The organism is Brucella pseudogrignonensis, assembly GCF_032190615.1.
Taxonomy (GTDB): Bacteria; Pseudomonadota; Alphaproteobacteria; order Rhizobiales; family Rhizobiaceae; genus Brucella; species Brucella pseudogrignonensis_B.
The window spans coordinates 1323638-1337350 of the sequence record NZ_JAVLAT010000002.1; the positions used below are offsets into that span (position 1 = coordinate 1323638).

The window sequence follows — 13713 nt, forward strand, 5'->3', positions numbered from 1 at the left end:
CGAGCCGATCAGCCAAACTGGCGCCGACGTGGCGAGCGTGGGGAACCGTGGGTAGGTCATTTGAAGGCCGCCATTCTTGCGAAATTAGCGGCCGCAAGGGCCATCATGTATGTTGCCAAGTCTACGCGCCCCAACAAAATATAGATCAGGCCAACGAACATAGTGACAACGCTAATAATTTTGTCGAATGTTTCCATTAGTTCCCCCACAAATAAAGTAGGCCGTAGAACGGCAGCACGGCGTTCCAGAAAATGAAGCCTGCAACGACCAGCAAAAACCCAAGGGTAAAACCGGTCAGAGCCAGCGAACGTGCAATCTTCCCGGTGCCATTACCGGCTGGCGTGATGACGTTCACAACAGCACCCATGAAGAAAGCCGATGGCCAGCGCTAAAGCCGCGACGACTGCCAGCCCCATGACGAAGCGATCGCCAAGGCCGAGAACGCTGGAAGTTGGTGTTTCCAAGATGCGGTCGTCTTCGACGGCGTAGTCTTTGAAAGGCGCCGTCATTCGGCACCGTCCTTATGAAATCTGAGCATAATAACCTCCTCGTTCCCCGCCGCGATTGCAGCGGGGCTGGTTGGTTCATCGGTGGGATTTACTGGTTAAGCGGCGATGCGCGAGTACGGCTCGTCGTGAGCGATCCAGTGTTCGACGGCATCCTTTGCCGCCCTCAATCCGAGACCAGTTACAGATCGCAGCTCTTTGATCGCTGAAATCTTCTCGCCCTTAGCAGCTAACCGTTGCCATTCGTGCTTATAGGATGGTGCAGGCTCACTCACCTTCTGCGTCATCACGTACACGCCGAACTCCTTGCCTTTCTGGAGGCTGGCTAGACGTGCGGCTTCCTTCGTGGCCAACGTTTCATTGGCGTGAACATATGGAGCTGTTGACGGCTTTGGCTGACCGTTTTCAATCAGCGCAACGATGGCGGGTTTTGCAACCGGAGCAAACGAGAATACATCGTTGCGCAGAATGAACTGGACCGGAGCAGCCGCCTTGACAGGCTCGTCGACCCATTCGGCGATGAGGTCGAGATTTGGCTCATTGCCTATCCAGCGTGAGCCGTGAACACCGTCTTTCTGGAAGATGCGGATCCCGATATCACCGGCTATATCAGCAGCAAATGCATATGAATCATTATTTCGTGCCATCAATGGCCCAGCCTTACGGCCATCACGCGTGCAGTAGTATTTGCCTGCTTCGATTTTGAGGGGGGCTAATTTGAGATGATCCCATTTCGCATACCAGCAATCATCAGCCATTCGATGCGTATCAAATCGAACGTAACAATCGTTGTCGCCACCATCAGCCCTGATGACCTCTGCGATTTCACCAGTCCTGTACCAAGGTAGTGAATCGGCAATCATTTGCACCCGATCGCCAACCTTGAAAGCTGGCTTATCTTCCGATGCCTCCTCAACCGGCAGAATTTCGAACTCATCTGCCGTCAAATAAAAATCGTCGCCAACGTCATCGATGACCCAAACATCACCATCATCGACGGTTTTTACCTCGTAAAGCTCGCCTGCGCGAACGTCGATCTGTGTTACCAGGCTTCTAACCTTATCTCCAACTTTCACATTACCCATCAAGCTACTCCTCGTGTTTTGGTGTTCTTGGTAAGTTTCACGCCCTTGGTGAAATCGACCGGAATGACATTGTCTTCTTCTGTTCCGACCTCAGAGCCGCCACCGCCGTCGCCATCATTAGCGGGTGGTTCAACTTCGAAGCGCGAAACCTCGATCGTCCCAAGGCCAGTGCTTGGTATCCAGAACCGCACTGTGAGGAACATGCAGCCATCTCGGTCGCCGATGATGATGCCCTTCCAGCCTGTCAGCTTGTGGGTCACAATTGAGCCGGGTAGATCCCAGCAATCACCGCATTCGCAAGTCACGCTGCACCCCGCTTCGTTCTGCTGAAGGACACAGGTGCGTTTGAAACGTACCGACCGTCTTTAAGGACGGCAGTGTCGCGGGCAAGCAGCTTCTGCGCGACCGTTCGATAAGGCTTGCGGTTCGTCGTATCCCGCTCACCAGTCCGCGTGAATTTGGTTTGGTAAGCCTTGTGCGGCTCACGCAAGTTATGGGATTTCATTGATATTCCTCCTGTCAGGAGGTTGATCTGTGGCCGGTCAAAAATACGTAGATTTATAACTCCGACACGGCCAACGTGGCTCAGGCTGCGATTGCGCCCGGCTGTTCGTAATTGTCGTTCGCGGCTTCCAGCGCACGAATGCGTGGCATTGCGATATAACTGACGCAGTGATTGGCCGTGGACCATCCACCGTTCGAAACACATCGCACAACAATGCGGTCAGCTGTAGATTTAGGAATTGGTCGACGCAGAATTGACGCTACGGTCGACCTGGGCAGGCTAAGCGCATTTCCGATTTCAGTCGGGTTGGCGCCAACGTCGTGCATGCGATGCACTTCTTCTATGGTTTCATAATCTCTCATGCTCTCCTCGTGTGTGGTGTTGGTTGACAAATGGCCTTGGTGAAGCCATCTGTTGTCCTGCGCGGGGTGGTACCTGCGAAGGAAACCAGCGTGTAGAAGTGGTGCAAGCCCTCCTCGTGTAAGCGCTGGGATTACGAGGCGGAGCGAGCAGCGGGTGGTGCCGGCTCATAAACTCCGCCTTTAAATCTTTCGACATACAGGAATGCCGAAAGCGCCACTGACCCTATTCAGGTCAGCAGCGTTCCTATTAATCCTACGGCGGCACTGCAATGAGAGTCGGTTCGCTTCTGTCGGCGGTTTTATTCATTTGCTCTCTCCTGAGTTTCTATTGCGCTTCAGCGCGGCGTCTATCTGTTGAGTGCCGATATCCTTGGGAGGATGTTCTCTGGCATCATGAGGTAGGCCCTCCTTCGAACTGTCCAGCGTCTTGTGCGCCGGTTGATGACACCTATATATGACAGATTCGCATCCATGTCAACATGTGGTGACATTTTCGCACGTTACATTTTCACAACAATATGCGAAAAGCACATCATGGACAAAGATTTCGCGCAGCGCCTTCGTTCGGCGCGTGACCTTAAGGGAATGAGTCAGGCTGACCTTGCGGCTCTTATTGGGCGCGACAAGTCGTCGATTAGTCTTTTGGAAGGCGGGAAACGTGGCGCGAGCGTTGAGTTTGTCGCCCGTTTGGCTCGTGCGCTGGATCTGAATGAAGATTGGCTTGCCTTTGGTAATGGCGAGATGGCCGCGACATCAGCTAAGCCTATTGCTGATACGTTCACACCGGCACCCATCCCCGGCGATCAGCTTGTAAGCCAAGAACGCGGCCTGCCTGTTTACGCCGCAGCGAAGGGGGGCGATGGTCACGTCATCATCACCTTTGATCCAATCAGCTATATGAAAATGCCCGCCGTCCTACAGGGCGTTAAGGGTGGTTACGGCCTTCTATTGTCTGGGGAATCCATGATTCCCGCCTACCGCCCGGGCGAAACTGCGCTTGTAAACCCGAATTTGCCGCCAGTGCGAGATGAAGACGTAATTCTTTATCACACGAGCGCAATGGATGAGAATGAGGCGATCATCAAACGCTTGATAGGCTTCAATGACCGAGAATGGATGTTGGAACAGTACAACCCGCATAAGGAATTCAAGGAATTTCGCGCGGATTGGCCGGTCTGTCATCGCGTCGTTGGCAAGTATAACACCCGTTAAAGCTAACCATTAACTACAGCCTCAAGCGCGCTATCAGGTACACGGCCGATAGCTGCGATGATCTGCGTTTCATTGTTCCATCTATATATAGCAAGGACGGCAGGCTTTTCGCATGCCAATCGATGAGCCAGCCTGAGGGCATGATTGTCAATCGGAGCGGAATATTCACCCCCTTTACTTATCCAATATTGACCCCCCAATTACGGATTAGCACTTGGCCTGCCCGACGCTGGCCGGGGTTGCAAAGGGTAGGCCAAGTGCGGGTGATTAGCTCTTTCGGCTTTAGCTTTGAGAGCGGTTTTTAAAGCGCCATGAATCGTTGCCTGTCTCTACGATTTCGCAATGGTGCGTTAGGCGATCTAGAAGTGCGGTTGTCATTTTGGCATCACCAAAGACGGTGGGCCATTCGCCGAACGCCAGATTGGTCGTAACGATAATTGAGGTTCGCTCGTAGAGCTTGCTTATAAGGTGGAACAGCAACTGTCCTCCTGCCTGAGCGAATGGCAAGTAACCCAGCTCGTCGAGAATAACGAAGTCGAGACGGTTGAGATATTCCGCGGTTCTGCCCTGCTTCCCGTTGCGTGTTTCAGTTTCAAGGCGATTGACCAGATCAACTACATTGAAGAAACGGCCACGTGTGCCATTGCGAATGAGTGCGCGCGCAATGGCAATGGCCAGATGGCTTTTTCCCGTTCCCGTGCCACCAACCAGAACGACATTTCTTTGATCGCTCGCAAAAATGCCTGTGGCCAGCTCGCGAACCAAACCTTCGTTGATTGGGGTGCCGGTAAAGTCGAAGTCCTCAATGTCTTTAGCAAGAGGTAATTTGGCAATGCTGAGCTGGTATCGAATGGAACGTGCTTGCTTCTCTGCAATTTCCGACTGCAACAACTCACCCACAATACGTGGCGGTTCGTGCTGCCGTTTTATGCCATTCCCCATTACCTCGTCATAGGCGCTGCGCATACCATAGAGCTTCAGCGTTCCCATGAGTTCAAGTACCTGCGTGCGTTCCATCAGCTTGCCCTCCTAAGGCTGTCATAGCGTGAACAGTCGGCGATTGGTTCATGCATCAATCGAAGTGCTTCTGGGATTTGGAGTGTTGGAGCAGGAGCGGGATCTCGACTGCGTGCGAGAATATTGATGATAACCGCCGCAGAACAAACGTTATGATCAAGCGCTTCCTGGCATGCAGCATCGACATTTGCCAATCCGTCGGAAGGTACACATGCGAGGATGGTGACCATCTGCCGATCACCATCGTGAGCGCTCTGCAAACGTTTGCGGATTTTCTCCATTGCAGCTGGCAAAACCCAATCGCGGAAAGGAGCACCATTGCGTAGAGCGCCAGGTTTTCGAGCAAGAACAGGCACATAATGCCATGGGTCATAGACCGTTTCTCCTCGATTAAAGCTACGCGTATGCTCTGCGACCTTCACACCATCCTGCCGGATGATAATCCGATCTGCATAGGCATGAACCTCTACAGGGCGACCAACTGCAGTCGAAACAACCGAGTATTTATTGTTGTCAAAACGGACGGTACAGGTTTTTGATATGGACGCTGAAACGCAGTGAAAGCCATCAAATGGGCCAATATAGGGTACAAGACTTTTGCGTTCTTCCTCAAATACCTGCCAAATCATGCGCTGCGTTTGTTCAGGATGACGATGTGCTTTTGCATAAGCGATACATTTATCGAGGAGCCAGACATTGAGCTCCTCCAAACTTTTGACCCGTAAACGCGGTGTAAAAAAACGCTCTCGAACCAAGCCCACCTGGTTCTCGACTTGTCCCTTTTCCCAACCTGATGCCGGAGTACAGGCAACAGGCTGAACAAGGTAATGAGAGCACATTTGCTGGAACCGACGGTTATATTGCCGCTCTTTCCCGACAAAAATGGCATCAACAGCGGTTTTCATATTATCGTATATGCCGCGCGTGCAAGCGCCACGAAAAAACACAAAAGCTTTGTCATGTGCATCGAATACCATTTCCTGGCTTTCGCGCATGTAGGCCCGCACAAACATCATCCGGCTATGACACAATCGAACGTGCGCAACTTTGATCGTTGTCGTCACGCCATTGAGACGAATAATCTCATGGCTCCAATCAAACTGATAAGCTTCGCCTGGCGCGTAATAGAGCGGAACATAAGCGTCACTTGTCACTAATCCGCGTTTCTTAGACCAGGACTTGGCATAGCGGCGGACCGTGTCATAGCTGCCTTCATAGCCCAGCGACCGAACTTCTTCATAAATGCGGATAAGCGTCAACCGCTCACGAGATGCCTTACCTTCGTTGGAAACAAGAAAACGTTCAACGTCCCCCTTCCAAGGCTCCATTCTCGGTAAGGGCTGATGTTCACGCTTGTAAGAAAACTCAGTCGCATCAGATCGCAGTATTTTGCGAACCGTATTACGAGAAACATGAAGCTCTCTGGTGATCTTCTTTACCGACCAGCCTTGAACATGGAAGGCGCGCCGGACACGAGCAATCGTATCCACTCTTTTCAACTCCCTACTCCATCCGCTGACTAAAAGTCAGATACTCGGATGAAATCTAGCAGGGGTCAAAATTGAATAAGTATTCACCCGCTAGTGGGGTCAATATTCCACGCCGAAACACAGGCATGATCTTCTGTATCAACATGGATTGGAGTGTCGGGAACCACACCCCATCGCCCCTGAATAAAACACTGAACCACAAACAACGGGAACATGAGACCTCACACGCGCTACTCCTAATTTAGGATTCCATCATTATAGGAACATTTCAAGAACATTATTCATGCTTGGTTAACCCTGTGAATTTCGTTGATGTGTTTTTGTCATCGATCGTGTTGACATTAGGTGACTGATAAGCATATAAAGGTGACAGAACAGCACGAAGACAGCCTCACCAGCTCGATCTGCTGAACCAACCAAACACGAGGAGTAACCCAATGACGAACGCGAAAACCCCGAGAAGAAGAAGAAGATCGCCAGCACCTCGCAAGAACGAAGTAATCGGCGGCGGATTCTTTGTATTCCGCCGCGGCAAACTAACCGGCCGCGTCAGCGTAGCCACTACCCTGCCTTATGAGCACGGCTCTTTTGAGCAAGCGCTGGCTGAGGCAACACGCCTTGCCAAGCTCTGCCCGGGCGAAACTTTTGAAGTTTTCCAGACGAGTGGCGCGATTGCTTCGTCTAACCATGATTTCTTTCTCGCCGAACTCCGCGAGGCTGGTGCCAGCGTTGAGACTGTCGCTAGTGAAGACCCCGAGCTTGCGGAGGCTGCGTGATGAACCGCGCCCTGCTGGAAATGCTCGCCGACATGGAACCCGACCTGCACACAGACGCTGCTCGTGCAGGCAGCGATGAGCCAATGCGGCGCCCGGATTACCGCACAAAGAAGCACGCTCGTCCCATGCCTTGGATACGATACGCAGCGCGCGAAGCCGTTGAGATGACGGTTGTTGTAGGGTTTTGCGTTGTTGTCGGCGTCGGCGCTGTGGGACTCGTCGTCACATGATTTACCGCGAAAGATAGCGACGGGGCGGAGCGCCCCAGGATTTCCAAATCATCGACGATCCACGCGTTTTCACGCCACGGGTCGTCACGCTTACCAAAACCACACGAGGAGCACCAATAATGTCCGCAAGACACATCCTTACCGCCGACGAGTTCATTGCTCAGGGCACCACAGCAGCAGCAATCCTTTCGATTGCCCGTTGGTACCGCGCGAGCGACCCGACGACGGCCGCGAAGATCAAAGACATCGCCTATGACGTGTCGCGCAAAACGGGCGAGAAGTTCCGTATGCGCCGCGTGCGACCGGCAAACGACAATCGTCGTCCTTTCAAGCGGAGGGCAGCGTGATGGACACACACGCCCCAGATAGACGCGGCAACAGTATCGACGCTGCATATCTCAACGCGTTGCGGCTAGGCCCGCAGCGCATAGGCCGCGCTTCTGTCGGAAGCGCTGGCATCCCCCTACCCGTTGCTCGCCGTCTGTCGGCAACGGGGCGTGCCGTCGTTGTTGGTGATGAGGTGCGTTATGTTGGTCAGTGAGCAGGAGCTTAAGGCCGCATGTCATGCAGCGTCCACAAGCTGGACCCTTTCCGGCGACCAGGTTTACCGGCTCTACAAAGAGGTTGAATCGAATCTGTCCCCATCCCCGCGTGCGCAGGCGTTGGAGGACCTTTTCGATGCCGTAACCCTAATGCAAAAACACGATGAAAAGTTTGAAGGCGAGATACCTTTAGCGACCATCCAGAAGGTTTACACGGCACACGCTGAAGTCTTGCGCGCAAAGGAGGCCAGCAAGCCATGATCAATGAACTGCGTTGGAAAGTATTCAAAGCCTTATCGTGGATAGGCTGGAAAGTTTGCCCCGAACCTCACCGGACGCGCTTGCAGTCTATGTCACCAACTTGGAAGCAGTATGAGGCCAGCCATGGCGAGTAAGGAACGTCAGACGCTCATAGAAAATGCTGCAAGGCGGATGAAGCCAGACACAGCAAAGCTTGTCGATACGTTGATACGCGCTGGAGCCCCCTCGGAGGAAGCGGTCAAGCTGCTTCCATTAGATCAAGCAGAAGCGGCGATTAATACGGTTTTCGATGCTCTACAGGAGCCGACAGAGGCTGTTCTAGAAGCCGGTTACACATGGGATGAGCATGTAACCGCGACAGAGACACACCCGCGCAACCGTGGCCTTTGGCGCGCCATGCTCAACGCATCCGCACTAGGGTAGCAGAGCGAATGAAGCTGGAAGATGCAACCCACATAACGGCGGGCGCTATGGATCAGATACTCGCTTGCTTCAAATCGGGCAGTAAGATCACTGTTCTAGTTAGAACGCCGGGTTTACCTGATCGTGATTTCTGCATGACAGACGACAACTTGTCAGAAGTTGCTGAAATGATTGAGCGTCGTCGCCAAACCCTGAAAGGCGGGGAGTGACCATGGCTTATGCTGCTAGCGATGCATCCAAACCATTCAGATACTCAATCAGTTCTTCAGCGTCTCGCTTTTTAAGTGAACAGCAGAATTGACCGTTCAGAGATACCGGCTGCTTGGTGACCGTTTCCCTTACTTCCCATAGGCCGTTTTGTTGCTCGGAGAGGTAGTAAAAATTATGAGCCGTGCTGTTAAAAACCGACATTTCGATATCCTTAGGAAGGGAACTTGCGGCAACAACGCCGACCAGGAATCTTTGTTCCAAACAATTTAACAACAATGAGGGAATCAACATGCATCATGAAAACGATAACGAAGCCGATCTGCTCATGGGCGTAGAGCCTATTGCTCAGTATCTCGGCGTTACGAGGCGCCAAGCCTATAGGCTAGTCTACGATAAAATTATGCCTAGCTTTAAGCTCGGTGGGACAGTAGCGGCTCGTCGATCAAGCCTCAAAAAATGGATGGAAAATCTGGAAGCAGAGCACGCCGCGTAAACCGTGTGCCGTGTGCCAAACCATGTGCCGCCGATTCCCCGCGCTATCCCGAAAATGCGTGTTTTTCTAGGAAATTCCTGAACATTCGCGGCACATGGCTAAAGTTACCACACCACGCTCAAACATTTGATATTGTTGGATATTTTTGGTGAGCGCGCAGGGATTCGAACCCTGGACCTACTGATTAAAAGTCAGTTGCTCTACCGGCTGAGCTACGCGCTCCCTAATGGAGTATTTAACCCCAGGAAGTGCGGCGGAACATACGGGCGACTTTTGAATTGGTCAACACCATAAAATCAAGTTTCTCCAACATAAATTCAAAAAAATAGTCATATCCGTACAAATTCCATACCAAGCCGATCCAACACAGACATTCCAACGCTAAAAAACACCATCAAAAGAATAAAATTGGCAATCCAGCCATTCAGAAAGACAGAATCACGCGGCGGACGACGTCCATCGAAAAATCAATTGATTCTAGAAATTGATATGGATTTCTAGAATGATATTGTAGGCTGTCAGCGTAACCCATTCTAGCGTATCGGTTTTTCATGTCCTTTATCGCCAAAGCATTTTTTCGCTTTCGTCATTCCTTATCCGGGATCGGATTGGCACTCGGCACTTTGTTCTTCGCGGCAGCACTGACGCCAAGCCTTGTACCCCGAACTTATGTGATGCAAGGCGTGCTGTGTGGTGTTGCCTTTGGATCAGGATATGGATTGGGTGTTTTCTGGCGGTTGATCTGGCGTTACCTCGAACTTCCAGAGCCGCGTGAACGGTTGCGGCGGCGAGTTAACATCTTTATCGGCCTTATATGTCTCGCAGTTGCGCTAGCAGCGCTCTATCTTTCCGCTGAATGGCAAAATTCTGTCCGCTCTGTCATGAGCATGGAGCCTGTCCCAAGCGCCTACCCTGCAAGCGTGTGCGGGTTAGCAATTGTTACATTTCTTGTCCTGCTGCTTTTAACACGCGCGCTCATTTGGCTTGGGCTTTTCATTTCTAGAATGACACATCGCCTCGTGCCGCGCAGAGTGTCAAATGTCGTCGGCATCACACTGACAATTGTTTTGATATGGACAATTGCGAACGGCCTTCTCATCAAATCGACTTTTGAAGTGCTTGACCGCTCATTTCGCGAGTTTGATGCACTGATTGAGCCAGACCGCCCTCAGCCAAAAGAAAGCCGCAAGACAGGAAGTGCCACATCCCTTTTAGCATGGAATGAACTCGGGCGTGCCGGACGTGAATTTGTTTCGTCTGGTCCTGCGGCGGAAGAGATATCATCCTTTACCGGACGCGATGCTGTTGATCCAATTCGTGTCTATGCCGGATTGAATGTCGCTGACGCGCCCAAACAACGTGCCGAGCGCGCGTTGGCAGAGTTAAAGCGACAGAACGGGTTTGACCGTTCAATTCTCGTCATTATCACTCCTACGGGCACTGGCTGGGTTGATCCTGCTGCAATGGACGGCCTCGAATTTCTACATGACGGCAATGTCGCGAGCATTGCTATGCAATATTCTTATCTCAACAGCCCGTTATCACTGCTCTTTCAGCCCGAATATGGTGCCGAAGCATCACGAGCTCTATTCACAACCGTTTATAATTATTGGAAAACACTGCCAAAAGACCAGCGTCCAAGGCTTTATCTATATGGCTTGAGTTTAGGCGCTATGAACTCCGAGAAGTCAGTCGCTTTATTTGAAATGCTTGAAGACCCAATAAATGGTGCCTTATGGGCGGGGCCGCCCTTTCCAAGCCGCGACTGGAAGCTGCTCACTCGGGACCGAAATGAAGGCACGCCGGAATGGCTTCCCGTATTTCGCGATGGAGCGTTTGCCCGCTTCATGAACCAAAAAGGCGAAGCACCCGGTAATGGTGATCGATGGGGGCCGCTTCGAATTGTTTATCTGCAGTATGCCAGCGATGCTGTTGTCTTTTTTGACAGCCATGCGCTTTATCGGCAACCCGAATGGATGAACACGCCACGTGGTTTTGATGTCTCGCCAAAATTGCGGTGGTATCCAGTTGTGACAATGCTTCAGCTTGCGCTTGATATGGCTTTTGCAACCACAACCCCAATGGGCTACGGCCATGTTTATGCACCGGAAGACTATGTTAATGCCTGGATTGATGTTGCAGATGTTGATGGATGGAATGAAGCTCAGATCAATCGTCTCAAGCAATACCTCCGCCATAAACTCACTGGCGAAGACGTCGAAGGTTACGAACAGCGTGGCGGATAAAAAGCCAGAATAAACAAAACAGCCGCCCAATTAGAGCGGCTGTTCATCTCAGGAGTCAAATCCTGCTATCGGTAAGGCGAATAGCACTGCTGACGTGGGCCGTTATATGGCTGGAACGTATTGTCCGACGCCCGGTAAGATTTATATCGGTTGTAGCACCACTGAACATGGTTGTTACTCTGACGATAAACCGGCTGCGGCGCTGGCTGTGATGCAATAGCCCCGCCGATGATCGCACCAGCACCGAACGCTGCAAGTGGATACCACCAGCCGTCATTGTGACGACGATAGCCTTGGCGATAGTGATTATAACCACGATGACCATTCCAATATCCAGGACGTGGCCGATGGTTGCCGTTCCAGCCTGGACGCGGACCCGGGCGATGACCATTCCAGCCAGGCCGATTTCCCGGACGATTTCCATTCCAGTTACCGTTACCGTGACGACGCCAACGGTCATCGCGAACATTCAAGACATTATCAGAGCCTGCAACCTGTGCTGTCGGCAGGACCGGAGCGGCAGAGACCGGCGCCATAGCCCCAATCATAAAAGTCGCACCGATCAAGCCAACCATCATTTTTTTCAACGTTTTGATCATCTTGTTCTCCAGTTCAACTGCACACATCATGCTCAATGCCAGATGAACATGCGCTGAATGATAGGGAGAAATATATAGCGCCCTCAACACCTGACAAGCTCCCGTCATTCATGATCCATCATCGCATTCGCGGCTAAAATTTCCGATAATACAAAGGTATGGCTATGTTTCTATTAGAATCTGCTATTAGTGATGGTTCGTTTGAACCCATAATAAATTGGGTCACTGTTAAATAGCGGGGAAAGTCGTGCAGGCGGAACCAATAACTGCCAGAATGAATTCGACTAGCTTGTTATCGGGCACTGCAAACCCGTTTCTGGCTGCGATTGAGCATACCCCCACGCCGATGGTTATTACCGATCCACGCCTTCCAGACAATCCAATTGTCTATGCAAACGAAGCGTTCCTGAATTTGACGGGCCATTCTGCGGAAGAAGTTATCGGCCAAAATTGTCGATTTTTGCAGGGCGAAGGAACGCGCGCAGATCATATCGATGCTATTCGCAATGCATTACATGCTGAAACCGCAATCGACATTGACGTTCTGAACTATAAGAAATCCGGCGAAGCATTTTGGAATCGCCTGCATATTTCGCCTGTTAAAAACGCTGACGGTCAGGTCGAGCATTTCGTTGCAACGCAGCTCGATGTGACATTGGAACTCAAACAGCTTGTTGAACTTCAAAAAGAACGTGACCTGCTTTCCACGAAAACTGCTCGACACCAAAAACATCTCGATTATATCGTTGATGCGGCCAATATCGGTTATTGGTCACGTGATTTAAACAGCGGAATTGTGACCGGATCAGCAGAATGTCGACGAATATTCGGCTTCACAGAGAATGAGCCCATTAATTTCGATCAGATTGTTGAATTGATCGCTATTGAAGATCGAATGGCTGTGATCCAGCAGACTGAGGCCGCTTTTATAAACGGCGAACCTTATTCCATGGAATATCGGATCATCAATAAAGCTGGAGAAACTCTTTGGGTTGAGACCCGAGCAAAAGCCTTGCTTGGTGAGAATCCGGCTCTGGTCGGTGTTATCTTAGACGTGACAGAACGCAAGCAGAACGAAGCCGACAAAGCACTTGTGACACGGGAAATTTCACATCGGTTCAAGAACTCGATGGCAATGGTTCAATCAATTGCCAACCAGACATTACGCAATGCAAGTAATTCCGATGAAGCAAGCAAATTATTTAACGAACGCTTGCATGCACTGGCACAAGCACATGATATGCTGCTGCAAGAGAATTGGAACGGCGCAACAATCAAACAAATTGCCGACACAGCACTGGAACCGTTCAATAGAACCTACGGCAATCGCATTCGCATAAGTGGCCCATCGCTCTTTGTGTGCGACCGAATTACCGTTTCGCTTTCGCTTGGCCTTTATGAACTGGCCACAAATGCTGTTAAATACGGCGCATTGTCGGATGAGCACGGCAGCATCGATTTCAGTTGGAACGTTATCATTGATAACAGAGAACACAAATTCCACATGCAATGGGTTGAAAGTGGCGGACCGACCGTCACACGTCCATCGCGTCGCGGTTTTGGACAACGTCTCATACGCCTGGTTCTCGCGGAAGAACTCAAAGCGCGGTGCGATATTGATTTCGCCCCGACTGGCCTGAAAATTGATGTTGTGGCTCCCATCACCTGCGAAATCTTTCCTGGCTTTGATCACAGCACGCATTCTACCAGTATTCCCGCTGGAACAACTGGTTAAGAAAAAGAGGCATTTTGACAT

21 protein-coding genes and 1 tRNA gene are annotated in these 13713 nt (G+C 51.2%); 11 read left to right on the forward strand and 11 right to left on the reverse strand.

All coding sequences use genetic code 11. The features are described 5' to 3' along the window. Positions 1-56: 56 nt before the first annotated feature. The 6 genes from RI570_RS17480 to RI570_RS17505 all read right to left on the reverse strand — a co-directional run bounded on the left by RI570_RS17480 (position 57) and on the right by RI570_RS17505 (position 2458). Complete coding sequence (locus RI570_RS17480; protein WP_313829927.1) at positions 57-197, reverse strand: hypothetical protein; 141 nt, start codon at positions 195-197, stop codon at positions 57-59. Further along, a complete protein-coding gene (locus RI570_RS17485) occupies positions 197-367 on the reverse strand; it encodes a hypothetical protein (RefSeq protein WP_313829928.1) in 171 nt (56 codons plus the stop codon). Before RI570_RS17485 ends, RI570_RS17480 begins: the two co-directional genes overlap by 1 nt. A 237-nt stretch (positions 368-604) precedes the next feature. Beyond that, entirely contained in the window at positions 605-1591 is a 987-nt protein-coding gene (locus RI570_RS17490; RefSeq protein WP_313829930.1) for a ribosomal protein L7/L12, read from the reverse strand. Then, positions 1591-1896, reverse strand: a complete 306-nt coding sequence (locus RI570_RS17495; protein WP_313829932.1) for a hypothetical protein — start codon at positions 1894-1896, stop codon at positions 1591-1593. Before RI570_RS17495 ends, RI570_RS17490 begins: the two co-directional genes overlap by 1 nt. After that, entirely contained in the window at positions 1893-2096 is a 204-nt protein-coding gene (locus tag RI570_RS17500; protein ID WP_207441655.1) for a hypothetical protein, read from the reverse strand. Before RI570_RS17500 ends, RI570_RS17495 begins: the two co-directional genes overlap by 4 nt. A gap of 80 nt (positions 2097-2176) precedes the next feature. Next, a complete protein-coding gene (locus tag RI570_RS17505; protein ID WP_313829934.1) occupies positions 2177-2458 on the reverse strand; it encodes a hypothetical protein in 282 nt (93 codons plus the stop codon). A gap of 534 nt (positions 2459-2992) precedes the next feature. On the opposite strand from RI570_RS17505, the gene RI570_RS17510 reads away from it, so the two are divergent. Beyond that, complete coding sequence (locus tag RI570_RS17510) at positions 2993-3670, forward strand: helix-turn-helix domain-containing protein (RefSeq protein WP_313829936.1); 678 nt, start codon at positions 2993-2995, stop codon at positions 3668-3670. Between the two features lie 282 nt (positions 3671-3952). Here the strand turns inward: RI570_RS17510 and istB are convergent, their stop codons facing one another. Both istB and istA read right to left on the reverse strand, forming a co-directional pair. Beyond that, positions 3953-4687: an IS21-like element helper ATPase IstB gene (gene istB, locus RI570_RS17515; protein ID WP_313829938.1), complete on the reverse strand. Its 735-nt coding sequence runs from the start codon at positions 4685-4687 to the stop codon at positions 3953-3955. Further along, positions 4687-6186 (reverse strand): IS21 family transposase, encoded by a 1500-nt coding sequence (gene istA / locus RI570_RS17520; protein ID WP_313829939.1) that lies wholly within the window; start codon positions 6184-6186, stop codon positions 4687-4689. The genes istB and istA overlap by 1 nt, the downstream gene beginning before the upstream one ends. Positions 6187-6614: 428 nt before the next feature. Here istA and RI570_RS17525 point away from each other — a divergent pair, with 428 nt between their 5' ends. From RI570_RS17525 to RI570_RS17555, 7 genes are all read left to right on the forward strand, one after another. Further along, positions 6615-6953, forward strand: coding sequence for a hypothetical protein (locus RI570_RS17525; protein WP_313829940.1), 339 nt, complete (start codon positions 6615-6617; stop codon positions 6951-6953). Then, positions 6953-7183: a hypothetical protein gene (locus RI570_RS17530; protein WP_313829941.1), complete on the forward strand. Its 231-nt coding sequence runs from the start codon at positions 6953-6955 to the stop codon at positions 7181-7183. Before RI570_RS17525 ends, RI570_RS17530 begins: the two co-directional genes overlap by 1 nt. Positions 7184-7302: 119 nt before the next feature. Next, a complete protein-coding gene (locus tag RI570_RS17535) occupies positions 7303-7530 on the forward strand; it encodes a hypothetical protein (protein ID WP_313829942.1) in 228 nt (75 codons plus the stop codon). Further along, a complete protein-coding gene (locus RI570_RS17540) occupies positions 7530-7724 on the forward strand; it encodes a hypothetical protein (protein ID WP_313829944.1) in 195 nt (64 codons plus the stop codon). Before RI570_RS17535 ends, RI570_RS17540 begins: the two co-directional genes overlap by 1 nt. Next, complete coding sequence (locus RI570_RS17545; RefSeq protein WP_313829945.1) at positions 7711-7986, forward strand: hypothetical protein; 276 nt, start codon at positions 7711-7713, stop codon at positions 7984-7986. The genes RI570_RS17540 and RI570_RS17545 overlap by 14 nt, the downstream gene beginning before the upstream one ends. Before the next feature lie 123 nt (positions 7987-8109). Continuing rightward, complete coding sequence (locus RI570_RS17550; RefSeq protein WP_313829947.1) at positions 8110-8409, forward strand: hypothetical protein; 300 nt, start codon at positions 8110-8112, stop codon at positions 8407-8409. A gap of 8 nt (positions 8410-8417) precedes the next feature. Next, positions 8418-8618 carry a hypothetical protein gene (locus RI570_RS17555; RefSeq protein ID WP_313829948.1) on the forward strand — a complete coding sequence of 67 codons (201 nt, stop codon included), beginning with the start codon at positions 8418-8420 and terminating at the stop codon, positions 8616-8618. Between the two features lie 7 nt (positions 8619-8625). On the opposite strand, the gene RI570_RS17560 is transcribed toward RI570_RS17555, so the two are convergent. Then, entirely contained in the window at positions 8626-8820 is a 195-nt protein-coding gene (locus RI570_RS17560; RefSeq protein ID WP_313829950.1) for a hypothetical protein, read from the reverse strand. Between the two features lie 88 nt (positions 8821-8908). Here RI570_RS17560 and RI570_RS17565 point away from each other — a divergent pair, with 88 nt between their 5' ends. Next, on the forward strand, positions 8909-9112 hold the full coding sequence (locus RI570_RS17565; RefSeq protein WP_313829951.1) for a helix-turn-helix domain-containing protein: 204 nt from the start codon (positions 8909-8911) through the stop codon (positions 9110-9112). 146 nt (positions 9113-9258) lie between these two features. Here RI570_RS17565 and RI570_RS17570 read toward each other — a convergent pair. Beyond that, positions 9259-9334 (reverse strand) — tRNA-Lys (locus tag RI570_RS17570). Positions 9335-9663: 329 nt separating this feature from the next. On the opposite strand from RI570_RS17570, the gene RI570_RS17575 reads away from it, so the two are divergent. Further along, positions 9664-11358, forward strand: coding sequence for an alpha/beta-hydrolase family protein (locus RI570_RS17575; protein WP_313829952.1), 1695 nt, complete (start codon positions 9664-9666; stop codon positions 11356-11358). 65 nt (positions 11359-11423) lie between these two features. On the opposite strand, the gene RI570_RS17580 is transcribed toward RI570_RS17575, so the two are convergent. Then, the gene (locus tag RI570_RS17580; RefSeq protein ID WP_313829953.1) at positions 11424-11957 is read right to left on the reverse strand and encodes a BA14K family protein; all 534 of its coding nucleotides are present in this window, start codon (positions 11955-11957) and stop codon (positions 11424-11426) included. Between the two features lie 274 nt (positions 11958-12231). On the opposite strand from RI570_RS17580, the gene RI570_RS17585 reads away from it, so the two are divergent. Then, positions 12232-13692, forward strand: a complete 1461-nt coding sequence (locus RI570_RS17585; protein ID WP_313829954.1) for a PAS domain S-box protein — start codon at positions 12232-12234, stop codon at positions 13690-13692. The last annotated feature ends 21 nt before the right edge of the window (positions 13693-13713 follow it).